This window comes from Campylobacter gracilis (assembly GCF_001190745.1).
Taxonomy (GTDB): Bacteria; Campylobacterota; Campylobacteria; order Campylobacterales; family Campylobacteraceae; genus Campylobacter_B; species Campylobacter_B gracilis.
Map to the genome: position 1 here is coordinate 1,065,416 of NZ_CP012196.1, position 24,831 is coordinate 1,090,246.

General features: G+C 45.4%; 22 protein-coding genes and 1 pseudogene. 13 read left to right on the forward strand and 10 right to left on the reverse strand.

Going from position 1 to position 24,831, the window contains the following annotated elements; all coding sequences use genetic code 11:
* Positions 1-341: 341 nt before the first annotated feature.
* From CGRAC_RS05385 to CGRAC_RS05395, 3 genes are all read left to right on the forward strand, one after another.
* Positions 342-1,028, forward strand: coding sequence for a tyrosine-protein phosphatase (locus CGRAC_RS05385; protein WP_005870704.1), 687 nt, complete (start codon positions 342-344; stop codon positions 1,026-1,028).
* 543 nt (positions 1,029-1,571) lie between these two features.
* Positions 1,572-2,042, forward strand: coding sequence for a hypothetical protein (locus tag CGRAC_RS05390; RefSeq protein ID WP_005870702.1), 471 nt, complete (start codon positions 1,572-1,574; stop codon positions 2,040-2,042).
* Between the two features lie 750 nt (positions 2,043-2,792).
* Complete coding sequence (locus CGRAC_RS05395; protein ID WP_005870697.1) at positions 2,793-3,125, forward strand: hypothetical protein; 333 nt, start codon at positions 2,793-2,795, stop codon at positions 3,123-3,125.
* A gap of 595 nt (positions 3,126-3,720) precedes the next feature.
* Here the strand turns inward: CGRAC_RS05395 and CGRAC_RS05400 are convergent.
* The 6 genes from CGRAC_RS05400 to CGRAC_RS05425 form a co-directional block, all read right to left on the reverse strand.
* Complete coding sequence (locus CGRAC_RS05400) at positions 3,721-4,248, reverse strand: NAD(P)H-dependent oxidoreductase (protein WP_005870695.1); 528 nt, start codon at positions 4,246-4,248, stop codon at positions 3,721-3,723.
* A gap of 283 nt (positions 4,249-4,531) precedes the next feature.
* Complete coding sequence (locus CGRAC_RS05405) at positions 4,532-5,875, reverse strand: anaerobic C4-dicarboxylate transporter (protein WP_005870691.1); 1,344 nt, start codon at positions 5,873-5,875, stop codon at positions 4,532-4,534.
* Between the two features lie 285 nt (positions 5,876-6,160).
* Positions 6,161-7,567: an aspartate ammonia-lyase gene (locus CGRAC_RS05410; RefSeq protein WP_005870686.1), complete on the reverse strand. Its 1,407-nt coding sequence runs from the start codon at positions 7,565-7,567 to the stop codon at positions 6,161-6,163.
* Positions 7,568-7,882: 315 nt separating this feature from the next.
* On the reverse strand, positions 7,883-8,482 hold the full coding sequence (locus CGRAC_RS05415; RefSeq protein WP_005870681.1) for a DedA family protein: 600 nt from the start codon (positions 8,480-8,482) through the stop codon (positions 7,883-7,885).
* Positions 8,483-8,718: 236 nt separating this feature from the next.
* Positions 8,719-9,543 (reverse strand): peptidylprolyl isomerase, encoded by an 825-nt coding sequence (locus CGRAC_RS05420; RefSeq protein WP_005870679.1) that lies wholly within the window; start codon positions 9,541-9,543, stop codon positions 8,719-8,721.
* A 114-nt stretch (positions 9,544-9,657) separates the two neighbouring features.
* Positions 9,658-10,434: a MetQ/NlpA family ABC transporter substrate-binding protein gene (locus CGRAC_RS05425; RefSeq protein WP_005870677.1), complete on the reverse strand. Its 777-nt coding sequence runs from the start codon at positions 10,432-10,434 to the stop codon at positions 9,658-9,660.
* Between the two features lie 233 nt (positions 10,435-10,667).
* On the opposite strand from CGRAC_RS05425, the gene CGRAC_RS05430 reads away from it, so the two are divergent.
* The 7 genes from CGRAC_RS05430 to CGRAC_RS05455 all read left to right on the forward strand — a co-directional run bounded on the left by CGRAC_RS05430 (position 10,668) and on the right by CGRAC_RS05455 (position 19,049).
* Positions 10,668-13,283 carry a valine--tRNA ligase gene (locus tag CGRAC_RS05430; RefSeq protein WP_005870675.1) on the forward strand — a complete coding sequence of 872 codons (2,616 nt, stop codon included), beginning with the start codon at positions 10,668-10,670 and terminating at the stop codon, positions 13,281-13,283.
* 40 nt (positions 13,284-13,323) lie between these two features.
* Positions 13,324-13,470 (forward strand): hypothetical protein, encoded by a 147-nt coding sequence (locus CGRAC_RS12205; RefSeq protein ID WP_169748464.1) that lies wholly within the window; start codon positions 13,324-13,326, stop codon positions 13,468-13,470.
* Positions 13,471-13,530: 60 nt separating this feature from the next.
* Positions 13,531-14,517: a diaminopimelate dehydrogenase gene (locus CGRAC_RS05435; RefSeq protein WP_005870674.1), complete on the forward strand. Its 987-nt coding sequence runs from the start codon at positions 13,531-13,533 to the stop codon at positions 14,515-14,517.
* A gap of 43 nt (positions 14,518-14,560) precedes the next feature.
* Entirely contained in the window at positions 14,561-15,550 is a 990-nt protein-coding gene (locus CGRAC_RS05440) for a methionine ABC transporter ATP-binding protein (protein WP_005870673.1), read from the forward strand.
* Positions 15,551-16,988: 1,438 nt separating this feature from the next.
* Positions 16,989-17,222 (forward strand): hypothetical protein, encoded by a 234-nt coding sequence (locus CGRAC_RS05445; RefSeq protein ID WP_005870662.1) that lies wholly within the window; start codon positions 16,989-16,991, stop codon positions 17,220-17,222.
* The gene (locus tag CGRAC_RS05450; RefSeq protein ID WP_005870660.1) at positions 17,222-17,884 is read left to right on the forward strand and encodes a response regulator transcription factor; all 663 of its coding nucleotides are present in this window, start codon (positions 17,222-17,224) and stop codon (positions 17,882-17,884) included. The genes CGRAC_RS05445 and CGRAC_RS05450 overlap by 1 nt, the downstream gene beginning before the upstream one ends.
* Positions 17,877-19,049, forward strand: coding sequence for a sensor histidine kinase (locus tag CGRAC_RS05455; RefSeq protein ID WP_005870658.1), 1,173 nt, complete (start codon positions 17,877-17,879; stop codon positions 19,047-19,049). The genes CGRAC_RS05450 and CGRAC_RS05455 overlap by 8 nt, the downstream gene beginning before the upstream one ends.
* A 4-nt stretch (positions 19,050-19,053) precedes the next feature.
* On the opposite strand, the gene CGRAC_RS05460 is transcribed toward CGRAC_RS05455, so the two are convergent.
* Entirely contained in the window at positions 19,054-20,013 is a 960-nt protein-coding gene (locus CGRAC_RS05460; RefSeq protein WP_005870655.1) for a permease, read from the reverse strand.
* A 101-nt stretch (positions 20,014-20,114) separates the two neighbouring features.
* Here CGRAC_RS05460 and CGRAC_RS05465 point away from each other — a divergent pair, with 101 nt between their 5' ends.
* Both CGRAC_RS05465 and CGRAC_RS05470 read left to right on the forward strand, forming a co-directional pair.
* Positions 20,115-20,450: an ArsR/SmtB family transcription factor gene (locus CGRAC_RS05465; protein ID WP_005870653.1), complete on the forward strand. Its 336-nt coding sequence runs from the start codon at positions 20,115-20,117 to the stop codon at positions 20,448-20,450.
* Between the two features lie 245 nt (positions 20,451-20,695).
* Positions 20,696-21,190, forward strand: a pseudogene (locus tag CGRAC_RS05470) (MetQ/NlpA family ABC transporter substrate-binding protein); the annotation flags it as partial.
* 85 nt (positions 21,191-21,275) lie between these two features.
* Here the strand turns inward: CGRAC_RS05470 and CGRAC_RS05475 are convergent.
* The gene (locus tag CGRAC_RS05475; protein ID WP_005870651.1) at positions 21,276-21,470 is read right to left on the reverse strand and encodes a hypothetical protein; all 195 of its coding nucleotides are present in this window, start codon (positions 21,468-21,470) and stop codon (positions 21,276-21,278) included.
* Between the two features lie 121 nt (positions 21,471-21,591).
* Here CGRAC_RS05475 and CGRAC_RS05480 point away from each other — a divergent pair, with 121 nt between their 5' ends.
* A complete protein-coding gene (locus CGRAC_RS05480; RefSeq protein WP_005870642.1) occupies positions 21,592-21,804 on the forward strand; it encodes a hypothetical protein in 213 nt (70 codons plus the stop codon).
* 183 nt (positions 21,805-21,987) lie between these two features.
* Here the strand turns inward: CGRAC_RS05480 and CGRAC_RS05485 are convergent, their stop codons facing one another.
* Together CGRAC_RS05485 and pta are read right to left on the reverse strand one after the other, a co-directional pair.
* On the reverse strand, positions 21,988-23,220 hold the full coding sequence (locus CGRAC_RS05485; RefSeq protein WP_005870640.1) for an acetate kinase: 1,233 nt from the start codon (positions 23,218-23,220) through the stop codon (positions 21,988-21,990).
* The gene (gene pta / locus CGRAC_RS05490; protein ID WP_005870637.1) at positions 23,221-24,819 is read right to left on the reverse strand and encodes a phosphate acetyltransferase; all 1,599 of its coding nucleotides are present in this window, start codon (positions 24,817-24,819) and stop codon (positions 23,221-23,223) included.
* Positions 24,820-24,831: the final 12 nt, after the last annotated feature.

Sequence of the window (24,831 nt, forward strand, 5' to 3'; positions counted from 1 at the left end):
AAACTCACCTGCGAAGCAGGTTTATGGCAGCGCTCGCGGAAACGGGCGCACCCCTTTTACGATTTATTTTCAGTAAATTTACAGGGGCAATGTAACTACGCAATGTAACTACCGCGTACTGATCTAGCGATACCGAGGGTGGGAACGGGGAAATTTAAAACGAAATTTTGATTTTAACGGCGCGCTTTGCAGGCTCGCGGCAAAATTTGGCGGCGGATTTCGGGCGGGCTTGACGCTCAAATTTTGCGTTAAATTAAGGCACGTTTGCCATTTTGCATTTTAGCCGCGAGCGTCAAATTTTACAAAAATCATAAAATTTAGCCAAATTTAAAGGATGAAATTTGAATTTTAAAACCCTTGCACTAGCGGTCGTATTTTTCTTTGCGACCGGCATAAATGCGGAGCTCGCGACAGAAGCAAATTCCATAAATTTTAGAAAAACGAGCAGTGCGGAGCAAAATCTCGCGGACGCAAAAGACGCCAAATTTCAACACGCGCATTTTAAAAACGCAGATACCGCGGCGAGCGGTACAAACTCAAACTCATCGCAAAAAGCAACCCTCATCGACGAAGCGAAAAATTTCTACCGCGTGGACGAGCTGCTGTTTCGTAGCGCACAGCTTGATGGAAGCTATGCCGCAAAGCTGCACGAGCTTGGCATCAAAAGTATCGTAAATCTGCGTCATTTTAGCAGAGGCGGCGACAAAAGAGCGTTCGGGGATCAATTTTGGCTTGCAAACAAGCCGCTTCAAAGCTGGGAGATAAAGCCCGCTCAGATCGCGGACGTCTTACGCACCATTCGCGAGCGCCAAAAGGAGGGCGCCGTGCTCGTGCACTGCTATCACGGAGCCGATCGCACGGGGCTTGTGGTGGCGATGTATCGCGTGATCTATCAGGGCTGGAGCCTGGACGCCGCGCGCAGCGAGATGATAGACGGCGGATACGGCTTTCACTCGATGTGGCAGGATATCGCGGGCTTTTTGACTCCGCAAAATGAAGCGCTCGTAAGAGCCGAGCTTGGAATTTAGACGAAATTTCGCTCGCCCGATCAGACGGCGGCAAAATTTGTAAATTTAATAATGACAAAGTGCCGTTTATAACGAAATTTTAGAATACGAGCTATGTATATTTTCTGGGGCGAGGCTCGGGATACACCAAAATAGGGGCAAAAAACGAGCTGCAAAGACGCGCGGAGTTTGAGCAAAAATTTGAGGCGTGCAAACAAAAGGCGCGGGAAATTTTAAATTTATAGATATCGCTAAAATTTTACTCTGTGCGGTAAGCTAAATTTAAAACCGTAAATTTCTGCAAAAAAGCAAAGAGACCTTAAAATAGTAAAATTTAAGTCGTAAAATTTTACGCATTTTTCTACTTAAAATTCACATACTCTTTTTCAAATATGCGCTCATACCGCTCGTACGTATCGCAACCAAAATCGGCTAAATTTTAAAAGCCCGATTTGCGCTTGCGGCGACGAGGCGCGTAAAACGCCGCAGATATTAGAAAAATATCCGTAAATTTAGCCAAAACGGAGTAAAATTTGAGCGGCAAATTTAGCAAAAGGAGCGATCGTGAAAAATTTATTACTAGCGCAGCTGCGCGAAGCGCTACCGCAGGGCATGCGCGTGCCGAGCGAGCTTGAGGTGCTTTATGCGTGGATCGAAGCAAACGGCTTTTATGACGACGCGGGCGGGCGCAGACGCGGCTATCTCTACCCGCAGGATCGGCTGCAGCAGAGCTGGAGCGACGATGAGCGCGAGGGCGGCACGGACATCGTCTTTTTCACGGATGAGCCGAAAAATCGCGACGAGGAGCTAAGGTATTGGTTTTACGGCGAGGATCGCGAGCTTACCGCGGAGATCAAGCAGCGGCTTTGCGTGTTTGCAGGCAGCGCTCGGAGGGCTCGATGTGCGCGCTGTGGCTGGACGATGCGGGCGAGACTAGACCCCGCACATGGGCTCAGGCTCAGGTTCGACCATGACCTGCGTTTTGGCTCGCAATGGGCTAGATTTTTTGCGATTGCTTGCGATCGGATACGATGAGATCTGCTGGGATGAGGATTTTAGTGCGCCGCCAAACAGCGACGACTTTATCGTGCATCCAAACGTAAAATTTCAGCAGTAGCTCAAGGACGCGTTTAAAACGACGATCCCGCAAACCGCGCTTGAACTCGTCACACCCGCGCATATGGACGACGAGAACCCGAGCGATGAGTTTTTGATCTGGGTAAATCGCGTCGCAGAGTGAAATTTAAAGCGGCTTTTACGCCGCTTAATGAAGTATTGCGGGGTTTGCTTTCGTAGGAAACCTTGAAATTTAAGCTTTTGCTGGCTAATTTAAAGAGCGCAAATTTAATGGATATCTTTTGATTAAAATTTGGCGTCGGTATCCATATAGAAAAGCATTAATCATCTATTACTACTTTTGCTACTCTTAAAATTTTTAATAAATTTGCTCGATAGAATTTAACTCTTTGCGGTGTAACGGCGAAATTTCGAATTGATCTGAAATGTGGGTGCGATGTAAGTTGCCGTGTCTTTAGGAATTCAAATAAATTTAGCTAGTTCCTCGTGGATGGGTTATATCAAAGTATGGAAATTCTGTCGGTTTATTAGCAAAGAACTGATTGAGACTAAATTCTAAAGCAGAAAAATAAGGCTAAAAGCTTTTTGGTAGTTTTGGTGATGGGGTATCTTTAAGTGTCGTATCAGAGAAAATTGCGATGGCAGCGCGCGCAGAGCGAAAAAATGGCGCGAGCATCTGTATATCGGCGTAGCGCTTTTAGGCTTCATATGAAAGAAAGATCGTATCCAAACGATCCTGCTGTCAAATATCCGCATAAATTACGGCGGATTTTTATCGAGGGTATGGGGGGCGAGCTACAAGGCATATCCAGCGAATACGTCTTTGCAGCTAGCTGCGCGCAGGCATTTAAAAGACGGAAAGTAAAAGCGAACAAGTTAAAATCTGAAAGTATTAATAGCCGCGCAATAGGCAAATTGGGCTCAGTAGCGAAGTGGGCGCAAACTTTTGGCAGCTTTGAGCTATTTGCACGCGCGCAAGGTGGCAGGCGCTACTTTGCTTTAAATCTCTTTTTGGATCTTGGGTTTGCATGCGTAGAGTAGCAAGCACTAAGCAGCTCGGCGCGGAGGTATCTTATTTTGCACCGCTTTCGCAGTAGTTTTCTCTTTGATACCTGCCAGCTGACGCGCTTTCTAACAACATGAGTGATTGTTGTTTTGGCATTAATGAGGAATGAGCTTGGTGAGTGCAATACAAGCCCGGTAGCGTATAGTGAACGCGCGACTTTACGCGTTTAATTAATTTAACGGGGAGTTTGAAATAGTGCTGCGGCGAACGTGCATAGTTTTTTAGCGCCTTGTGGAAATTTAAGACGAGTGTTATTGCGAGCGGGTGCAAATTTTTAGGTAAAATTTTATGCTCATTGATTTTTATATGGCTGCACTAAAGCATACTTCATACAGAAAAATTTCGTATAAATTTTTAACGTAAACTTTGCCCATTTAGGGGGAGAGGAGAAGGAAGTAAAATTTACGATCAAAAGGGCGTGGGATTATGTCGGCAGGCTGCGTGTACAACGCAAAAATATCGATGCAGGAAGCGTGCCGTGCCAAGCAGTACGGATGAAAAGATGATCTTCATCCGTCGCTTTTTAAAATAAAATTTCTCGACTAAAAAGCGATTTTGGCTTTGTAAATTTTAAAATTTTGCTAAGAATTCTTCGTATTTTTCTGCACTTTTTGCGATATATTCGCTATCTGGATGAAATGAAAATCCATAGCCGAAGTGGCACGGCAGCAGCTTGGCGCCTGTAAAATTCATCGCGCATTTAAAAGGCGCGATAACTTCCTCTATGCCAAATCCGATCGTGCCGTCTTTTTTATAGTTGTTTCGCTCGTCGCCGATAGTGATCGCCAGAGCAAATTCTTTACCTTTCAGCTTGCCGCCGGCGCTGCCGTAAGCCCAGCCGTAGGCGAATACATCGTCGAACCATTGCTTTAAAAGCGGCGGATAGCTGTACCAATAAAGTGGAAACTGAATGATAATTTTATCGTGGCTTAAAAGTAACTCCTGCTCGCGCGCAACATCGATTTTGCCGTTCGGATAAGCAGCGTAAATTTCGTGAATATCAAATTTATCCGCTTGCTTTTTGGCTACCTCGCGCCACGCCTTGTTTGCGTGCGAGCTTGCCATATCGGGATGAGCGATGATGATGAGATTTTTCATATTTTATCCTTGTTTTAAATTTCTTACATTATATGTTTTTTGGCTGAAATTTTGATTTATCATCTAGCATAATATGGATATGAAATTTCAAATAAAATTTTACTTCCACTCAAATACTAGTGGCAGGCTTGTAGTTTTTTGCATGCGATTAGAAGTTAAATTTATAAGCAAATACGGCAGGCCCCAAAATCGATAGAATTTTATCTATTAAATTGTATTAAAAATTTTAAATGGGATGAAAAATGCGCCGAAAAATTCGGCGCAAATGAAAGGAATGCTAATCTTAGATTAGCGCAGGAGCTACTAAAAATCCTAGAGCGACCGAAAGCGCAACCATAATGGTTCCTGGAAGGAAAAACGAGTGGTTAAATACAAATTTACCGACTCTAGTCGTTCCTGTATCGTCCATAGCGATCGCGCCGAGCGTCGTAGGATAGGTAGGGAGCACGAACAAGCCTGAAACGGCTGCGAACGATGCGACTAAGATCCAAATTTGACCGGAATTTTCAGGGCTGGTCATTCCAAGCGCGGCAGCAACGGCAGGCATCATAACTTTTGTGGTCGCAGCCTGCGAGTATAGCAAGCAGCTTAAGAAGTATAGCGCGACGGCTAGTACGAAAGGATACTGCGTAACGACGTTTTTAGCTACCTCTTTGATGCTGTCAATATGTCCGTTAACAAAAGTAGTACCGAGCCATGCGATACCGATGACGCAGATGCACGCATTCATACCGCTTTGGAAAGTGCTGGTAGAGAGCAGTTTGCCTGTATCGATCTTGCATAAAACAGCAATAAGAAAGCCGATGGTTAGCATAAAGCTGATGATCGCGCTATCTCTTGAAAGGATCGGTTTTTCTACCAAGCCGACGCTCTTTGAGATCGCAAGCGCATAGCAGACGACGATCAAAACGCCGATAGCAAATATCGCAACCGATCTTTTCGCATAAGGCTTCGGCTCTTTATACTCCTCGGCTTTGATCTCAGCTACAAGACCTTTTGAAAGTCTCTCTTTGTAAACAGGGTCTTTTGAAAGATCGAGATCGTAGAATTTATTTACGATGAAAGCCGTGATGATCATAGCTACGAAGGTAGTAGAGATGCAGATAAACAAAAGCTTAGGATAGCTAACGCCTAGCTTCTCGCACAAGCCGCTCATAGCGACGAACGCCGCCGAAATAGGGCTCGCAGTGATCGCTACCTGAGACGAAACGACCGAAAGCGCAAGAGGAGCGGAAGGTTTGATGTTCTGCGTCTTTGCGACCTCGACGATAACCGGGATCATAGAAAATGCAGTATGTCCGGTGCCCGCAAGTATCGTAAGTAGATAGGTAACGATAGGCGCTAGGAAGTTGATCTGCTTAGGATTTTTCCTTAAAATTTTAGATGCTACCTGAACCAAATAATCAAGTCCGCCTGCGACTTGTAGCGCCGTAATCGCGGAGATTACCGATGCGATAATTAGGATAACGTCAATCGGAATATCCTTCATATCGACCTTCATGCCTAAAATGGCTAGGACGACAACGCCCAAGCCGCCTGCATAACCGACGCCCATGCCGCCTAGCTTAACGCCTAGGTAGATGCCGCCTAACAAAACAATAAATTGCAATATCACCATAAAGTCCATTGCAAAACTCCTTATAAAGTAATTTTTTTAACGGCGCGCAGAATTCTAAAGATTTCAGCAGGTGAAATCCGAATTATCTTTATAATTCAGTGGTCGGAATTCTATGCGGAATTTTATCCTAAAATTTCGCAAGTGGAATTTTACTCCACGGAAGCTAAATCTAACTTGATGAAATTCTACATCTACGGAATTCTGCACGATCAATCTTATCTATTAGAATTCTACTTTGCGGAATTTCGCCTATTAAATTAACCGACGAAATTCCGCGCCGCACCTAGTTTGGAACTATTTTTTGCTCATATGCGGGTTGAGCATAGATTTAGGCTCTAGGATCTTATCGATCTCCTCTTTTTTCAAATATCCGCGCTCTAAGCAGATTTCGCCGACGGATTTTCCGGTCTGAAGTGCCTCTTTGGCGATACTTGCGGATTTTTCGTAGCCGATGTATGGATTAAACGCCGTAACGATACCGACGGAATTTAACACCGATTTTAGGCAAGCTTCAGGATTTGCCTTTAGATGTTTGATAGCTTTTTCAGCTAGTGTATTCATCGCATTTTCCAAAAGCACAATCGAGTTAAATAGCGCATATGCGATGCCAGGCTCAAACGCATTAAGCTCGAATTCTCCGCGCTCGGAGCAAAGCATAATAGTCACGTCATTGCCGATTACCTCGTAGCAAGCCTCGCCTACGACCTCGGCGATGACTGGGTTTACTTTGCCCGGCATGATGGAGCTGCCCGGTTGCATCTTAGGAAGCTCGATTTCGCCTAGTCCGCATCTAGGACCAGAGTTCATAAGACGTAGGTCGTTTGCGATTTTACTTAGGCGGACGGCTGCTGTTTTTAACGCACCACTAACGTGAACGAAATCGGCAGTATCTTGCGTAGCGGCGATGAAGTCCTCTGCGGCTTTAAATTTAACGCCGGTGATTTCGCCTAGTTTTTTCTCGACTACGTTTTTGTAATCAGGATGGCAGTTGATACCCGTACCAATCGCCGTAGCGCCCATATTTAGGTAAGTCATCGACTCTCTAGCAGCTTTGATAAGCGCGATATCGGTTTTGATGTAGGTAGCAAAAGCGTTGAAAGTGTTTCCAAGAGTAGTAGGAACGGCGTCTTCAAGCTCCGTCCTTCCCATTTTGATGACATCTTTGTATTCTTTGGCTTTAACTTCAAGCTCTTTTTTCAAATTTTCCATAGCTTTTAGTAGATCGGTTAGCTTGGCGTAAGCGGCGACTTTGATCGAGCTAGGATAGGTATCGTTAGTGCTTTGACCCAAATTTGTGTGATCGTTTGGATGGAGGTATTGGTATTCGCCCTTTTTGTGTCCCATGCTCTCCAAAGCTATGTTAGTAATGACTTCGTTGGTATTCATATTCGTCGAAGTTCCGGCGCCGCCTTGGATCATATCGACTACGAATTGATCTCTGAACTCTCCTGCGATGAGTCTGTCGCAAGCTTTTGCAATCGCATCGGCTTTTTGTGCGTCTAGGACTCCGACCTCTTTATTGGCTAATGCAGCTGCTTTTTTGATTTGTGCAAATGCTTTGATAAAAAACGGATAGTCTTTGAGCGCTCGTCCGCTTAGATGGAAGTTCTCTAGTGCCCTAAATGTCTGCACACCGTAGTAAAAATCGTCGGAAATTTCTAATTCACCGATGAAATCGTGTTCTTTTCTGGTCTTTGCCATAATAAGTCCTTTCGTTGAAATTGTTAATGGAATTTTAAAGCTTTTAGTATTAAAAGCAGCTTAAAACGTAACGAAAAATTAAAATTTAGAAATTAGTATGATTGTTTAAGGCTTTAAATAGAATTTTACTTAAAAAATATTTTGGAATTCGCTACTAAGGCATAATTAGACTTTAATAGAAATATCGTATTGCACGCAGATTATGAAAGTGAAATTATAAAAATTCTTGTTTAGCTTAAATTATAATTTGAAAAATTTGAACTTAAAGGCGATAAAATGGAATTTTTTATTGTATTTATATTTACTAGCGCGAAGCTATTTTTTGCGTTTTATAAAATAAACATATAGAAGCGAGATTATAATGACGACGGCGAACAGAGCGATCGTAATTAGATGCAGATCTTGCTTGATTAGCTCCTCGTTTTCGCCGATGAAATATCCTAAGCTCATCAGTATTAATGTCCAAATCGCAGCTCCAAGCCCGGTAAATAGCACGAAGCGCGCGACATTCATCTTTGCAAGGCCCGCAGGAAGGCTGATGTATTGACGAATGCCTGGAATTAGGCGGCAGTTAAACGTTGAAATTTCGCCATGGCGGTTAAAAAAAGCCTCGAATTTTTCAAATTTCTCCTCGGTAATGCCTACGTATTTGCCGTATTTAGCGATAATCTTACGTCCGAAAAAGTAGCATAGATAGTAATTAAACAGCGCGCCCGTAATACTGCCGCCAAGCCCACAAACAAATGCTATAACAAAGCTCATCTGCGATTTTGAGGCCAGATAGCCCGCAGGGATCATCACGACTTCACTTGGGAAGGGAAAGAAGCTGCTTTCTAAAAACATCATCACAAAAATGCCAAGGTATCCCCAGCCTGCGACAAATTCTACGATAAAATTTACGATATTAGAAAGCATTTGAATTCCTTGACTTAATGTATAAAAAACCGGATACGCTTAAAATTTCGCGAAATTTAGCATCAGCAAAGCAAATAAGCTTGAAATTTAACAATCCGTCGATATAAGAGTGAGCTCAAAATTTCGCAAAATTTATCGCATATAAAACAAAGGCGCGGGCTAAATTTTATCCCTACAAGTTACTGCCGCAGCGAACTTGCATATAAATTTAATAGCCTCGCGCCTTAAAATTAAAACTATTTTGCGTATTCGATGTTTAGTTTGCCGAATAGCTCGTTAGCCTTATCATCGATTTTTTTGTTTACTTTGCTTGGAAGTAATTGGTTTTTAATGAGATCTTTTACCTTTTCAAATGGCATAGTCTCAGCCTTTTTGCTGCTTTCTTTGTAGATTACATGATATCCGAATTGCGTCTTTACCGGCGTTTTGCTCATCTCACCATCTTTTAGCGCAAACGCTGCTTTTTCAAACTCCGGCACCATCATCCCTTTGCCGAAAGAACCCAAATCGCCGCCGTTTTCTTTAGCACTTGGATCGATTGAAATTTCTTTGGCTAGCTTATTAAATTCCTCTTTTAAATTCTCTTTTTTGACTTTTGATAGCTTCGCAATCGCGTTTTTAGCAGCCTTTTCGTCTGCTACTAAGATATGGCTTGCGGTAACGGAATCTGGTTGCATGAAATTTTGTTTATTTTCATCGTAAATTTTTTTAGCTTCCTCGTCGCTGACGCTTACGTCTTTAGCTTGCTCGCGTTGCCATAGATTAAATGCAATGCCATCTTTAGCTAGCTCTAGCTGATGCTTATATTCGTCGCTGTTTTCAATGCCTGATTTTTTCGCCTCTGCGATTAGGAGTTTGTATTTGATCAGATCATCGATTAGTTTCTTCTTCTCATCGGCGGTCGGTTCCTGTCCGCCGTGCTGCATACCTTGAGCCAAAAACGGTGCAACATCCTCATCCGTAATAGTGATATTTGCGTCTTTTGCAGTAGCCAAAACGCCTGCATTAAGCGAAGATATAGCCATAGCGGCAACAAAGCTGAAAGATAAAATTCTTTTCATTATTTTTCCTTTATTCGGTAAATTTCGCGCAATTATAAAAAAAGATAGTAAATAAAATAGCGAATGCCAGCAAATTCGGCGCGAATCCTGCGCCGAATTTTAAAAAGAGAGGAGTTAAAACGACGGGATGATTGCGCCTTTATATTGCGTCTCGATAAATTTTTTCACTTTCTCGCTTTGGATCGCTTTATCTAGCGCCTTGATTTTAGGGCTGTTTTCGTTGCCTTCTTTAACGCTAATAACATTTGTGTAAGGGTTGCCCTCAGCCTTTTCTAAAAATAGCGAATCCTTGATTGGGTTTAAATTTGCGTTAAAGGCAAAATTTGAGTTGATAACTGCAATATCGACATCGCCCAGGGTGCGTGGAAGCGCGGCGCCTTCAAGCTCTAAAATTTCTAAATTTTTAGGATTTTTAGTGACGTCTAGCGGCGTGCGAAGCTTGGCGTTTTGATCAACTTCGATGAGCCCCGCGGCTACGAGCAGATCAAGAGCGCGGCTTTCGTTAGTCGGATCGTTTGGCACGGCAACTTTGGCGCCGTTTTTAAGATCTTTTAAATTTTTAATCTTATGGCTGTAGATGCCCATCGGCTCTAGGTGCACGCCCACGGTCGCTTTTAACTTCGTGCCTTTATTAGCGTTAAATTCCTCCATATACGGCACGTGCTGGAAAAATCCCGCATCCACGTCGCCGCTATCGGTAGCGAGGTTCGGGGTTACGTAGTCATTGAAAACCTTGACCTCAAGATCGTAGCCTTGGGCTTTTAGATCGGGTTTGATCTGCTCTAAAATTTCGGCATGCGGTATCGGAGTAGCGGCGACTACGATTTTTTCGGCAAGAGCGAAGCTGACGACGCTGGCGCTAAGAAGCGAAGCGAGAAGAAATTTCTTCATATTTAATCCTTTTGGTTAAAATTTCGCGGTATTATAGCAGGTAGAATTTTTAATGTCAAATGTTTTTATATGATTTTTTAAAATTTTATCTAAAATATTCTAAAATTCGATATTTTTACATATATTTAAATACTACATTTTATTGTATAATGCAGAATTGGTACGCTTTAATGAGCGCTTTACATAAATTCCGCTAAAATCGCAAAATTTAAAATTTTAAAAAAGGGCTGAAAATGGCAGATTTTTACGACGCGAAAGCCGTAGAGGAGAGCTTTTATAAAATTTGGGAGCAGCGCGGTTACTTCGAGATCGACGGCAATAAAGATATCCAGCAAAAAGGCAAAAATTTTTGCATTATGCTACCGCCGCCGAATGTTACCGGAGTGCTTCATATCGGGCACTCGCTCACTTATACGTTGCAAGACATAATGACGCGATACAAGCGAATGGACGGTTACAAAACGCTGTGGCAGCCGGGGTTAGACCACGCAGGCATTGCGACGCAAAACGTCGTCGAGCGCGAGCTTTTGGCGCAAGGGATTAAAAAAGAAGCGATCGGGCGCGAGGAGTTTTTGAAGCACGTTTGGCATTGGAAGGAGCAAAGCGGCGGGCAGATCGTAAAGCAGATGAAGCGCCTTGGCGTCACGCCTGCGTGGAGCAGACAGCGCTTCACGATGGATGAGGGGCTTAAAAACGCCGTGCGCAAAGCATTCGTAAGCTTATACGATGCGGGGCTCATCGTGCGCGGAAACTACATGGTGAACTGGTGCACGCACGACGGCGCTCTAAGCGACGTGGAGGTCGAGCACAAGGAGAACAAGGGCAAGCTCTATCATTTGCGTTATTACTTTGCGGACGAGCAAGATAAATTTATCGTAGTGGCTACTACGCGACCCGAGACCTACTTTGGCGACACCGCCGTAATGGTAAATCCCGCGGACGAACGCTATAAAAATTTGATCGGCAAAAAAGTCGTGCTGCCGCTAATCGGCCGTGAGATAGAGATCATCGCCGACGAATACGTCGATATGAGCTTCGGAACGGGTGCCGTGAAGGTCACGCCCGCGCACGATACCAACGACTACGAGGTCGGCAAGCGCCACGAGCTGGAGTTTATCACCGTTTTTGACGAAAAAGGAATTTTAAACGAGCAGTGCGGTAAATTCAAAGGCTTAGAGCGACTTGCCGCGCGCGATCAGATCGTAGCGGAGCTTGAGAGGCTGGGCTTTATCGAAAAAATTGAGGATTACGAAAATCAAGTCGGCTACTGCTACCGCTGCAAAAACGTCGTCGAGCCGTACATCTCGCAGCAGTGGTTCGTGCGCGCAGATATCGCAAAAGAAGCAATTGCCAAAGTAAATTCCGGCGAGGCGGAATTTTTCCCGAAGCACTGGATCAATAGCTTTAACGCCTGGATGCGCGAGCTGAAGGACTGGTGCATCAGTCGCCAGCTGTGGTGGGGGCATAGAATTCCAGTGTTTTACTGCGACTGCGGCCATCAGTGGGCGGATGAGCGCGAGAGCCCCGATGCCTGCCCGAAATGCGGCGGTAAAAATTTTACTCAAGACCCCGATGTGCTCGATACATGGTTTTCAAGCGGTCTTTGGCCGATCAGCACGCTTGGCTGGGGTAACGGCGAGGCGCTGAAAAACGAGAAGTGGTTTGAGGAGGATTTGAGCGAATTTTATCCAAATACCATGCTGATTACCGGCTTTGACATTTTATTTTTCTGGGTCGCGCGCATGATGTTTCAGTGCCAAAACGCCATGGGCGAGCTGCCGTTTCGCGACATCTACCTGCACGCCTTAGTTAAGGACAAAGACGGCAAAAAGATGAGCAAATCGAGCAAAAATGTAGTCGATCCGCTGCTAAAGATAGACGAATTTAGCGCCGATATTTTGCGCTTTACACTTACGATTTTGTGCGTGCAGGGGCGCGATCTGCGCCTTAGCGACGACAAGCTTTTGATATATCGAAATTTTACGAATAAGCTCTATAACGCGAGCAAATTTTTGCTTTTAAACGCTTCTAAATTCGACGATTTAGACGCGGCGCAGATCAAAACGAGCCTCGGCAAATATATGCTTTCGCGCTTTAACTGCTGCGTGAGCGCGGTGCGAGAAAATTTAGACGAATACCGCTTTAACGACGCTGCGACCGAGCTTTATAAGTTTTTTTGGGACGAGTTTTGCGACTGGGGCATCGAGCTTAGCAAGGCGGACAAGGCCGCGATAGGCGAGCTAGGGATGATTTTTAAAGAAGCGATGAAGCTGCTAAGTCCGTTTATGCCGTTTCTAAGCGAGTATCTGTATCAGGAGCTAAGCGGCACGAAGCTGCAAGACGCGCGCTCCATCATGGTGATGCGATACCCACAGCCTGGCGAGCGCGACGAGCGGATTGAGGAGCTATTTTCGCTCGTTATCGAAGCGATCGTTAGCATTCGCCGCGCAAAGGCGACGATCGAGCTCGGCAATGCGCGCGTAGCAAAAGCCTACGTTAAATCCGCAGTCGATCTAAGCGCCGCCGCAGACTACATCAAAACGCTAGCAAAGGTAGATGAAGTGGAATTTACGCAGCAAAATATCGCAAATTCCGCCCGCGACGTGAGCGAGAGGCTAGAAACTTTCGTACCGCTTGAGGGGGTCGATCTTAGCGGCGTGATTTCGCGCCTTAACGCGCAAAAGGCCAAACTAGAAAAAGAGGTAGCAAAGCTCTCAAGTATGCTAAATAACGAGAAATTTATAGCCTCCGCTCCGCAAGCCGTGGTCGAAGCCAACCGCGAAGGGCTGCAAAGCGCGCAGGAAAAATTCGCCAAAGTATGCGACGAGCTAAAGGCGTTTGGCGAGTAGTTCGCTCATTTGAGTCTAAATTTAAATCAAGGAGAAAAATATGTCAAAAGGTAGTATCGGTGGATTTACATTAGGCACGGTCATAGCCGTCGCACTATCGTGGGGAGCCAACAAAAGCATAATGTGGGCGATAATCCACGGATTTTTAAGTTGGTTATATGTGATTTATTATTTCCTACTGAGGTAAAATTTCATCGGCGGCGCGCCGTTTTACGCGCTAAATTTTAAAATTTATCAAGGATAAAAAATGAGCGAAAAAATAAAAATAGCGGTTTTGGGATATGGAAATTTAGGTCGCGGCGTGGAGCTTGCCGCGCGAAATAGCAAGGATCTGCAGCTTTCGGCAGTGTTTTCTCGCCGCGAGCCGCACAGCGTGCAAACGTACGGCGCTCCGGTATTTAGCGCGGATGAAATTTTATCGCACAAGGGCAAATTTGACGTTTTGGTGCTTTGCGGCGGTAGTGCGACGGATCTACCGACTCAGACGCCAGAGTTTGCAAAAGAATTTAATGTAGTTGATAGCTTCGATACGCACGCAAAAATCCCTGAGCACTTCGCCGCGGTAGACGCCGCAGCCAAAAAGGGCGGAAATGTAGGCATCATCGCCGTTGGCTGGGATCCGGGGCTATTTTCGTTAAATAGACTGTTCGGCGAGAGCGTGCTGGAAAACGGCAGCAGTTATACGTTTTGGGGCAAAGGCGTGAGCCAAGGCCACTCAGACGCTATCCGCAGGATCGAGGGCGTCGTGGATGCGCGCCAATACACCGTGCCGATAGAAAGCGCCTTAGAGCGAGTCCGCACGGGCGAAAATCCGAAACTTAGCACGCGCGAAAAACACTTGCGCGAGTGCTACGTCGTGGCCGAGGACGGCGCCGATAAAGCACGCATAGAAAAAGAGATAAAAACGATGCCCAATTACTTCGCCGACTACGACACGAGCGTGCATTTTATAGATCTTGCGACGCTTAAAAAAGAGCACGGCGGCATCCCTCACGGAGGATTCGTCCTGCGAAGCGGAGCGACTGGCGAGCACGGAGAAAATAAACACTTGATCGAGTTTTCGCTAAAGCTTGACTCAAATCCGGAATTTACCGCAAGCGTGCTCGTAGCCTACGCCCGCGCGGCGTATCGTTTGGCGCAAAAGGGCGAACGCGGCGCATTTAGCGTGTTTGACATCGCTCCGGCGCTTCTTTCGCCAAAGAGCACAGATGAGCTAAGGCGCGAAATTTTATAAATTTTAGTAGCGCTTCGGCGGAATTACGAACGAGGAAATTTGAGTGATAAAGATAGAAAATTTAAAGAAATTTTACGGAGCGACGCAGATCATAGACGGCGTCAGCCTAACCGTAGAAAAAGGCGAAATTTTCGCCATCGTAGGTCACAGCGGTGCGGGTAAATCTACCATGCTTCGCTGCATAAACGGCCTAGAGGACTATCAAGAAGGAAGCCTTAAGGTGGAGGGCAGGGAGGTAAGAGAGCTAAGCGGCGCTCAGATCCGCGAGCTGCGCAAAAATATCGGTATGATTTTTCAGCACTTCGCGCTTATGAGCCGCCGCAGCGTCGCGCAAAACGTCGCCACGCCGCTTGCGTTTTGGGGCCATCCCGAGGACCACACGAAGCGCCGCGTAGCCGAACTTTTGGAGCTCGTGGGGCTTGCGGATAAAGCAAACGCCTATCCCAGCGAGCTTAGCGGCGGACAGAAGCAGCGCGTGGCGATTGCGCGTGCGCTTGCATTAAGCCCTAAAATTTTGCTTTCCGACGAGGCAACCTCGGCGCTTGATCCCAATACTACCGCTCAAATTTTATCACTTCTGCGCCGTATCAATCGCGAGCTAGGCATCACGATCGTGCTCGTTACGCACGAGATGGAGGTCGTAAAGGGCATCGCGCAGCGCGCGATCCTGCTTAAGGGCGGGCGCGTGAGCAACTCGGGCGATATCGTCTCGCTGTTTTTGCACCCGGATGAGAATATGAAGGAGTTTTTGGGCGAGGAGGAGGTACTGCCTGCAAGCGGCGTGAATATCAGGCTCTTTTTTCCGCCCGCGGTCGCGTTTGACAGCGTGATCACGCACATGGCACGCGCTTTGGAGATAAATTTTAACATCGTCTGGGGCAAGCTCGAGCGGCTTGATAAAAATGTCGTCGGAAGCCTCGTGATCAACGTAAAGCCCGCACACGTCGCGCGCGTGGAGGAGTTTATCAAAAACGCGGGCGTAATCTATGAGATCGTAAACGAGGACGAGATCAAAGATTATGCTCTTTCGTAAGCGTTAAATTTTATCTTTTTGCTATCGCCTAAGGGGTATCGGGCAGTGCGGCATTGTCGCCTTTTTCGGCCGTTAAATTTTACTTTTTTGCGCGCTTTTTGCGCGCTTGCGCCGGATAAAATTTATATGGGCGGTATCTGAAATTTAAATTTATAAGAGCGCCGAAGAGCATGAGCGATGCGCGCGGGCGTTAAAATTCCTCGTGTTCGCATTAAATTTTGCCGTGCGGACGGCGGCGGGAGTACGGATAGCGCGAAGCGGCGAGAGAAATTTTATCTAAGACGCCGGCGCGGCCGTCGTATCTTGGGGCGTTAAATTTTTTGGCTCAGAATTTTAAAGCGCGAAATTTTAAAATTTGAAATTTTACGGCACGCCGTTTAGAAGAAGATTGCGTGTGCAGGGGCTCGGAATTCTGCGGCATGCCGTTTCGGAGTGCAAAATTTTAGCGCAGGATTTAGGGCGCGGGTTTGCGGTGCAGAAATTCGAAGCGTGAAATTTCAAAAGGCTACCTCAGGCTCGCGCTGAAGTAAAATGACGACGCATAGAAGTCTGAAGCATAAAATCTCGAAGTGCTTTGATTTACAGCTTAGAGTAAGAATATGCGTAGGTGCAAATTCCCAGCATCAAATTTCAAAATGCGGTGCGAAATTTATTTTTTGACTCTGCGTAGGCGTAGCGCGAAATCTGCTTTTGATTTAGTGCGAGTGCGGTGCTTCGGCATGTAAAATTTTGCCGTCTTGCGGGGCTTTAAAGCGTATAATTTTATCGCCGTACAAGTAATTTTACTATCGGTGAGGCTTTAAAGCGTGAAATTTTAATTTCGCATCTCTGCGTGGCGCGTTGAAGCATGAAATTTTAAATTGCTTCGCCGTGCGTGGAATTTCAAAGCGCAAGATTTTGCTTTGGTGCGGTCGCGACTTTAAAATTTAAAATTTTGCTTTATTTTATCGGCAGCAATGCCTGCGGCGAAGGGCGATTTGGAATTATTAACCGCCGTGGTTAGTGGATTTAAAAATTTACGCGCCGCAGTAAACGCGCCGCACTAAATTTAAGGGCTTATGCGGCATGGCTAATTTAAAAGCTCGGGCGAGATCGCGGACTCAAAGGCTGGCTCGGCGTTTTTGATTTGACGTGCGCGTCGTGGCATTATAAATTTAATTAGTTTCGCCGGCGGTTTAAATTTCTATTTTGCCTCGATTAAAGTAAGCTCGGCAATGCGCTGTTGGTGTGCGCCCGCTAGCTTTGATTTGCGTTTAGAATTTGACTAGCCGTAGCGAGCGATTTAAATTTCAGAGATCGCGACCGACCGAGCGCATTTAAGCCGCGCCGCGTTTGAAATTACAGGCGTTTAAATTTAAATTTGAATTTTTTCGGAATTTCACACATACTTCACTTTTACGGAAGTATAATTCCGCTAATTTCTTTTAAGGAGTACGTAATGAAAAAACTTACTTTGTTTGCGCTTAGTGCGCTATTTGCTGGCACTTTTGCCGTAGCTGCCGACATGGGCATGAAAGATGAGATGAAGGACGCCAATACATCAATGCATAATAGTGCGAAAGAGATGAAAGGCGATATGAAGGATATGCACAAGGATGCTATGAAAGAGGGTAAACATATGAAGGATGAGATGAAAGGCGAAATGAAAAAAGAGATGAAAAAAGAGATGTAGTGAGTAAAATTTTACTCGTAGAGGACGATGAGACGCTTTGCGATCTCATCGGTGAATATCTAAAAGACGCGGGCTTTGACGTATGCGTTTGCAGCGACGCTCAAAGCGCCGCGGATCTTGCTTATGAGCAAAAATTCGATCTTTTTATCTTTGACGTAAAAATCCCCAAAGGTGACGGATTCTCACTTTTAAAAGAGCTGCGCAAGAGCGGCGATCGCACCCCCGCGATATTTGCCACGTCGCTAAATACGCTCGATGATCTTGAGGTCGGTTTTAAAAGCGGCTGCGACGACTATCTCAAAAAACCGTATGAACTAAAAGAGCTGCTGCTGCGCGTTAATTCGCTCATAAAGCGAAGCTTCAGCCACAATTTTGATGAATTCGTAACTATTGACGACGAGTTTAAATTTTACTTTGCAAGCAAAGAGCTACGCAGATCGGGCGTGCCCGTCGCGCTTTCAAACAAAGAACGTGAGCTGCTGGCGCTTTTTTTGCAAAATAAAAACAGACTTTTGAGCAAGGATGAAATTTTCTCCGCCATCTACGCTTTTGACGAGACACCGAGCGAAGAGGCGCTGCGAACTTATATCAAAAATTTGCGCCGCGTCCTAGGCGAAGAGCACATCATAAACCGCCGCAACGCAGGGTATCTGTATGTCTGAAAAGACCGCTTTAACGCTTAAAATTCTATCTTTATATCTCATTTCAAGTGCATTGTTTTTAGGATATTTTTTCAAAATAAATTACAGGATGAACGAAGCCGCGCTACTTTCGCACAGGATAAAAGAGCTAAAAGAGATCAAAATGATGATCTATATGAAAGCAAGCATGGACGGGCTGGAATCGCTAGCGGACTTTGAGCGCGAAAAGGGCGTGAGTGCGTGTATATTTAAGCCAAACTCTGATGAAATTTACGGCTGCGGCGGTGAGCTCGGAGCACTTGATAAAGCGAAGCTAAAGGCGGAATTTATAAGTGGCGGAAGGCTAGGAATTTATGAGAATCTGCAAAATATGGAGGAGCGAAATGCCTTTTCCAAGGCTAAAATCATTCTGCTTGGAAGTAGCGTGCAGGGCGAAATTTTAACGCTTCGTATCAAAACCGCAGCGATGATGACAGCGCTTTTGGGCGTGATATTAGCCGTGGCGTTTTATCTGGTGCGGCTAGGCACCAAGCCGCTTTACGATAAGATCGACACACTAAATCGCTTCATCAAAGATAGCACCCACGAGATCAATACTCCGCTTAGCATCATCTCGATGAGCGTTGAGACGATGCGGCACGCAGAGCTTGGAGAATACAACGCCAAGCGCGTCGCTAATATCGATCTTGCCGCTAAGACGCTTTCGCGCATCTACGAGGATCTCGTGTTTTTAACCTTCGGTATGAATAAGGAGGGCGAGATTAGCTCGATCGATCTAAAGAGCCTCGTCGCTTCGCGCTGCGAATACTTCGCGCCGTTTATCCAAAAACGCAGACTAAGCCTTAAAACCGATCTTTCGGATGCGAGCATGAGCGCAAACGTCTATGAAATTTCGCGCCTGATCGACAATCTGCTAAGCAACGCCGTAAAATACGCCGACGCAGGCGGCTACGTGGATGTGCGGCTAAGGCGCGGCGAGCTGGCGATCTCAAACAGCGGCGAGGGGATCGATAAGAAAAAAGGCGACGAAATTTTTAGGCGTTTTGCGCGCTTTAACTCGAGCGAAGGCGGTTTTGGCATCGGGCTTAGCATCGTAAGCGAGGTCTGCAAAAAATACTCCTTTTCTATCTCCTACGACAGCGTGCCGGGCGAAGTAACGACCTTCCGCCTTACGTGGCGCGAATAAAATTTCAAAAAAATGATTTTAAAAACATTGCAAATGCTAATGCCACACATAAGATAAAAGCGATAAAAATTGCCATAAATTTTGGCCTAAAAAACCTATTAAGAAGTATGATTTCCGGTAGGCTAACCCCTGCCGCCGTTATTACAAACGCTCCAAATGCGGCCGCACTAGCACCCGACGCAAGAAGCGCTAAGCCAATTGGCACTAACGCTTCTACTCTAACATAGAGTAAAATTCCAAAAAATGCCGAAATAAGTATCGAGGTGATGTCGCTAGAACCAAGATAGTTTGAGATAAGCTTTTGCGGAACAAATCCGTGTATAGCGGCGCCGATAAACATCGCAAGCAGTATGTAATAAAATAGCTTTTTATACTCTTTTACTGAGTTTAAAAGTGCCATTTTGTAAATATTTTTATTATTTTTTATATCCTTGCAAGAACAAGCTCGCGTCTGATTAACGGGCGTAAAAACAAAGCTTTTAGTTGGATTGTTTGGGCTAAATTTTGGTTTTAAAAAATCATCTTTTAAAAATAGATTTTGATCTGCTTTTGATAACAAAAGACCAAAAGCAAGCGATGAGATGAAAATGACCGTAAAATAAATAATGCCAAATTTAAACCCAAAGCTCATAAAAAGAAGCGTTAAAATTACAGGATTAACAAGCGGAGAGCTTAACAAAAATACGCTACTAACGCCAAGTGATACGCCGCTTTTTAAAAACCCATTTAAAAGCGGTATAGTAGAGCACGAACAAAACGGCGTAATAGCGCCAACCAAAAACGCCTTGATAAAGCTTGAAATTTTTGTGCTTATAAGGTGTTTTTTGAGTTTTTGACTAAATTTTTCAGATACGATAAACACCAAAAAAGAGACACAAAAAAATAGTAGTGAAATCTCTGTAAAATAAAGTATGAAAAATTTGATAAACTCAAATATATTGTGTTGATTAAAAAGATCGAGCATTTTTTACCTTTAAATTTTTTATATGATTATATACTAATATAGGAATATAGTCAAGTGTAAATTTAGTTCTTTTAAGTTAAAATCATAAAAAAGGTATAAAAATGCAATATGTTGATATTCTTGCGCTAAAAAGCGAATTTATGAGAGTTTTGGCTCATCCTATTAGGATTGGGATAGTTGAGATTTTAGGTGATAAAAAGATGAGCGTAGGTGAAATTTGTGAGCTTTTAAACAAAGAACAAGCAACGGTTTCAAAGCATCTTGGGGTATTAAAAAATGGGGGAATTTTAAAAAGCGAGAAGTCCGGACTTAATGTTTTTTACTCGGTTGATATTTGCTGTTTGCCAAATTTTTTGGAATGTTTAAAAAATATTTTAGAGGAAAAAGCAGCCAAAAACTCAAAAAATGCAAGAGGTGTCATAAAAAGTCTAAGATAAATTTCTAAAGTTTATTTTTTTAAACTTTTTTTATTTACAATGCGCGAAATTAATTTAACCGAAAGGATCTAAAATGAAATCAGATATGTGCGAAATGCGCCGTTATGAAACCAAGTCGTCGAAAGACTAACGCTAAGCACAAATTTCTTTTTAAGCGCTTAGTTTCGCTAAGCATTTAAAAATAAATTTAAGCCTCCGCTCATATCCTTTTTTAAATGCTAGCCAAATTTTAAAAAGGATATAAAATGAAAAATCTACTCAAATATTCTCTAGTCGCTCTAAGCCTAACAGTCGCAGCAAATGCAGCCGAGAAAATCGTCGTAGGCGCTACGCCAGTTCCGCACGCTGAAATTTTAGAGGTCGTTAAGCCGATACTTGCCAAAGACGGTTTTACTCTTGAGATCAAAGAATTTAACGACTACTCTACTCCAAATTTAGCCACCGAGGACGGCGATCTAGACGCTAACTACTTCCAGCACCTACCGTATCTTGAGGAATTTAACAAAAACAAAGGCACTCATCTAGTTAAAACAGTTGGCGTTCACCTCGAGCCTATGGGCGTTTACTCTAAAAAGATAAAAGATATCAAAGAGCTAAAAGACGGTAGCACCGTAGCGATACCAAACGACCCTACAAACGAGAGCCGAGCGCTTGACGTGCTAGCTAGCGCAGGCCTGATCAAACTAAACGACAACCCTTTAAAAACTCCGCTTGATATCACGGAAAACCCCGCGAGGCTGATCCATAATGCCGCGACGTAAAATTCCGCAAGCTGCGTGTGCGGGCTTATTTTGCCGATCGCGGCGATGTTTGGAAAAAACTGCTTCATAATTTAACGAAGTCCGCGCATGCCGCGCTTGCGTCTAAAATATTTTCGGGCAGCACGAATACGCTAAGCGCCGTGATCGCAAACAGCACAAAAACCGCCGCGTAAAGTCGCCCGAAAAATTTAGTAAATTTCGTATCGGGATACGGCGCCTCTTGCTCTTGCGCGCCTTGAGAATTTAGCAAATCGCTCATAGTTCGCTCCTTTAATAAATCTTTACGGCAAAACCCGGCTTGTGCTAAATTTTAAAATTTTATGCCTTATTATCCGGTAAATTTCACAATAAGGACCTGTTTTGGAATTTTACGGTCTAATTTGAAACCAAATTTATTAAATTTAACCGAGCAAAGCTTTTTTAAAAACAAAGTCTCGCTGCTTCTAACGCGCAGTGATCTAGGCGGGGTTTGGGCGGCAGACCTGCTTGCGGTTGCTGGCCGAAGCAAAGTAAAAGGGAGCTTCGCAAGTATAGCCCCCTCCGCTCCGCCTCTTCCGAGAAAGAATTTAAGCCTTATAGGAAGCGACAAATAAAATTTAAACCCGCGCGTAGCATAGCAACTTCTCGTGTCGTCTTAGCCAGAAAGCCACTAAAATAAAGAAAGCCCTTTCATTTCACGCAAGCTCACAGCCAAAGCTTAAAATTTAATTGCCTAACGAAAAAGGCAGTTGGTATCGCTACTCGCAAAATAACCGCGGAGTCCCACTAGATCAAATTTAAAATTCCGAGTATTTCTGATAGTCGATCTGCGCGGAGTTTTTGTTGATCGTATCGACCGTAGCTTCGGCGATCGCCAGCTCCTCGTTGGTAGGGATTACGAGCGTTTTGATTTTGCTATCTACCGCGCTTAAATTTCTAATCGAGCCGGTATTTTTTGCGTTTTTTGTTGCATCGATTTCGATGCCGATATGTGCGAGCTTCTCGCAGACATTTTGCCTAAAATGCGGCGCATTTTCGCCGATACCTCCGGTAAAGATCAAAGCGTCCACTCGCCCGAGCACGGCATAATACGCCCCGATCATCTTAACGACGCTGTAAACGAGCATCTCAAACGCGAGTTTCGCGCGTGGCTCGCCGCCTTCCATCTTTTCATATACTTTTCGCAGATCGCTTGCGCCGCAGATGCCCAAAAGTCCGCTTTTTTTGTTCATTATGACGTCCATATCCTGCGCGTTGTAGCCCGCGACGCGCTCGATGTATGGGATGATCGCAGGATCGATCGAGCCGCATCTGGTGCCCATGATGATCCCCTCAAGCGGCGTTAGCCCCATTGAGGTGTCGATGCACTTGCCGTTTTCTATGGCGCTCACGCTCGAGCCGTTGCCAAGATGCAGCGTAATGGCGTTGAAGTTTTCGTATTTCTTACGTAAAAATTTCGCTCCCATCGTCGAGACGAACCAATGCGATGTGCCGTGCGCGCCGTAGCGACGAACCTTATATTTTTCGTAGAATTCATACGGCAGCGCGTACATATACGCATACGGAGGAATGCTTTGATGAAATATCGTATCGAAAACCGCGACGTTTGGAATTTTAGGAGCGATCTTCAGGCAGGATTTGATGCCCGCTAAATTTGCGGGATTGTGTAGCGGCGCAAGCGGCGCAAGCTCGGCGATTTTAGCCATTACGTCCTCATCTATGAGTGCAGGAGCGTCGAAATAATCCGCACCTTGGACTATTCTATGCCCGATGCCGCCTACTTGAGTTAGATCGTTGATTACTCCGCTTTGTTTTAAAAGATCAATCGCAATCGCAATCGCGGTTTCGTGATTTGGAATTTGCTCGTTTTCAACCTTTATGCCTCGTCCATTGGCGCAATTGATACTTCCGCTTGCGTGCGTCGAGCCGATCTCCTCGATGAGTCCGCTTGCGATGCAGGCGTGATTTAGCATATCGTGGAATTTAAATTTAACCGAGCTCGAGCCGGAATTTATGACTAGGATATCCATTTAATTCTCTCCTGCTTGAATCGCGCTGATAAGTATCGTGTTTACGATGTCGGCGACCTTGCAGCCGCGGCTTAGATCGTTTACCGGCTTTTTTAAGCCCTGCAGAATCGGCCCGATCGCCACGGCGCCTGCGGTGCGCTGAACGGCCTTATAACAGATATTTCCGCAATTAAGATCGGGGAAGATAAATACGTTCGCGCGCCCTGCGACCGCGGAGCCCGGCATTTTTTTCTTAGCAACCGCCGCATCGACTGCGGCGTCGAATTGCAGCGGTCCGTCGATTGTGAGATCAGGCGCCTTTTCGCGCGCTTTTTGCGTCGCCGTTTTGATAAATTCTACGCTCTCTCCGCTGCCGCTGTCGCCGCTGGAGTAGCTTAGCATCGCCACGCGCGGCTCAAGCCCGAACGCCTTTGCGGTCGCGGCGCTTGAAATCGCGATACCTGCCAGATACTCTGCGCTCGGGCTCGGCGCTACGGCGCAGTCGGCAAAAAGCAGAGCCTGCGTATCCAGGCACATTATAAACGCGCCGCTAACGGTCGCGATGCCCGGTTTTGTCTTAATGATCTGAAGCGCGGGGCGGATCGTCTCCGCAGTAGTCGTGCCGGCACCGCTTACCATCGCATCGGATAGCCCTTCATACACGAGCATCGTGCCGAAGTAGGTGCGATCGCGCACTAAATCGCGCGCCTGCGCCTCGCTCATACCCTTTGCCTTGCGAAGCTCATAAAGATCGCGCGCAAATTTTTCTAAGCTCGCATCCGTCTGCGGATCTAAAATTTTAACGCCGCTTAGATCGAGACCTAGCTTGTTTGCGCTTTTTTGCACTTCGTCTTGCCGCCCTAAAAGGATCAAATTTGCAGCACCGCTTTGCTTTATAATCGCGGCCGCGCGCAGAATTCTCTCATCGTCGCTTTCGGGCAGTACGACGGTTTTAACGTTCGCGCGAGCCTTGGCGTAGAGCTTGCTTTCAAATTTCAATGGGGTTAGAATTTCACAGCGCGTGGAGTTTGCGGCGTCCGTGAAGTAGCTTTTGTCGGCAATGACTTTATCAAGCTCTATCGCACCGCTTTGGCAAGCGGAATTTTCGTCGTGAAATTTTGCACCCTTTTCGCAAGCGGAATTTTTGCCGCAAAGCTCCGATTTTTTAGAATTTGCACCCTCTTGTGCAGATCTTAGCGCGGAAAATGAAATTTTATCCTCATATACGCTGGCAAAGCTTATCGCTTTTGCTGCGGCGATCAAGCGCGTGCCGATGCGCGCAGCAATTTCGTTAGGATAAAATCCGCAAACGGGGATATTTAGATCCTTTGCGATTTGTAAATTTAGCTCGCGCAGATCGGCTCCCGCTACGCCGTGAACCAGTACAAAATTACACTGCTCTAAAATCTGCGTAAAGCGCTCTATCGCCGCCTTTCGCACACGCTCATCCTGCCCATCTGCAAGCGCTTTTTCAAGCTCGCTCCTGCTAAAAAGGGCATTGTCGCCAGCGATGCAAAGTTGCAAAACGTTGTGAAAGCTCATGGATAAAATTTTATCTAGTTTTTTTAGCTCGGATTGGTAGGCGGCAGGCTCGTCGCATAGGAGCAAAATTCCGTTCATCGGCTGATCCTT

Excerpts from the sequence above, each read along its gene's own strand:
- CGRAC_RS05395 (WP_005870697.1), top strand. The coding sequence starts at position 2,793 with ATGAAAGAAAGATCGTATCCAAACGATCCTGCTGTCAAATATCCGCAT.
- CGRAC_RS05400 (WP_005870695.1), bottom strand. The coding sequence starts at position 4,248 with ATGAAAAATCTCATCATCATCGCTCATCCCGATATGGCAAGCTCGCAC.
- CGRAC_RS05405 (WP_005870691.1), bottom strand. The coding sequence starts at position 5,875 with ATGGACTTTATGGTGATATTGCAATTTATTGTTTTGTTAGGCGGCATC.
- CGRAC_RS05410 (WP_005870686.1), bottom strand. The coding sequence starts at position 7,567 with ATGGCAAAGACCAGAAAAGAACACGATTTCATCGGTGAATTAGAAATT.
- CGRAC_RS05415 (WP_005870681.1), bottom strand. The coding sequence starts at position 8,482 with ATGCTTTCTAATATCGTAAATTTTATCGTAGAATTTGTCGCAGGCTGG.
- CGRAC_RS05420 (WP_005870679.1), bottom strand. The coding sequence starts at position 9,543 with ATGAAAAGAATTTTATCTTTCAGCTTTGTTGCCGCTATGGCTATATCT.
- CGRAC_RS05425 (WP_005870677.1), bottom strand. The coding sequence starts at position 10,434 with ATGAAGAAATTTCTTCTCGCTTCGCTTCTTAGCGCCAGCGTCGTCAGC.
- CGRAC_RS05430 (WP_005870675.1), top strand. The coding sequence starts at position 10,668 with ATGGCAGATTTTTACGACGCGAAAGCCGTAGAGGAGAGCTTTTATAAA.
- CGRAC_RS12205 (WP_169748464.1), top strand. The coding sequence starts at position 13,324 with ATGTCAAAAGGTAGTATCGGTGGATTTACATTAGGCACGGTCATAGCC.
- CGRAC_RS05435 (WP_005870674.1), top strand. The coding sequence starts at position 13,531 with ATGAGCGAAAAAATAAAAATAGCGGTTTTGGGATATGGAAATTTAGGT.
- CGRAC_RS05445 (WP_005870662.1), top strand. The coding sequence starts at position 16,989 with ATGAAAAAACTTACTTTGTTTGCGCTTAGTGCGCTATTTGCTGGCACT.
- CGRAC_RS05455 (WP_005870658.1), top strand. The coding sequence starts at position 17,877 with ATGTCTGAAAAGACCGCTTTAACGCTTAAAATTCTATCTTTATATCTC.
- CGRAC_RS05460 (WP_005870655.1), bottom strand. The coding sequence starts at position 20,013 with ATGCTCGATCTTTTTAATCAACACAATATATTTGAGTTTATCAAATTT.
- CGRAC_RS05465 (WP_005870653.1), top strand. The coding sequence starts at position 20,115 with ATGCAATATGTTGATATTCTTGCGCTAAAAAGCGAATTTATGAGAGTT.
- CGRAC_RS05475 (WP_005870651.1), bottom strand. The coding sequence starts at position 21,470 with ATGAGCGATTTGCTAAATTCTCAAGGCGCGCAAGAGCAAGAGGCGCCG.
- CGRAC_RS05485 (WP_005870640.1), bottom strand. The coding sequence starts at position 23,220 with ATGGATATCCTAGTCATAAATTCCGGCTCGAGCTCGGTTAAATTTAAA.
- pta (WP_005870637.1), bottom strand. The coding sequence starts at position 24,819 with ATGAACGGAATTTTGCTCCTATGCGACGAGCCTGCCGCCTACCAATCC.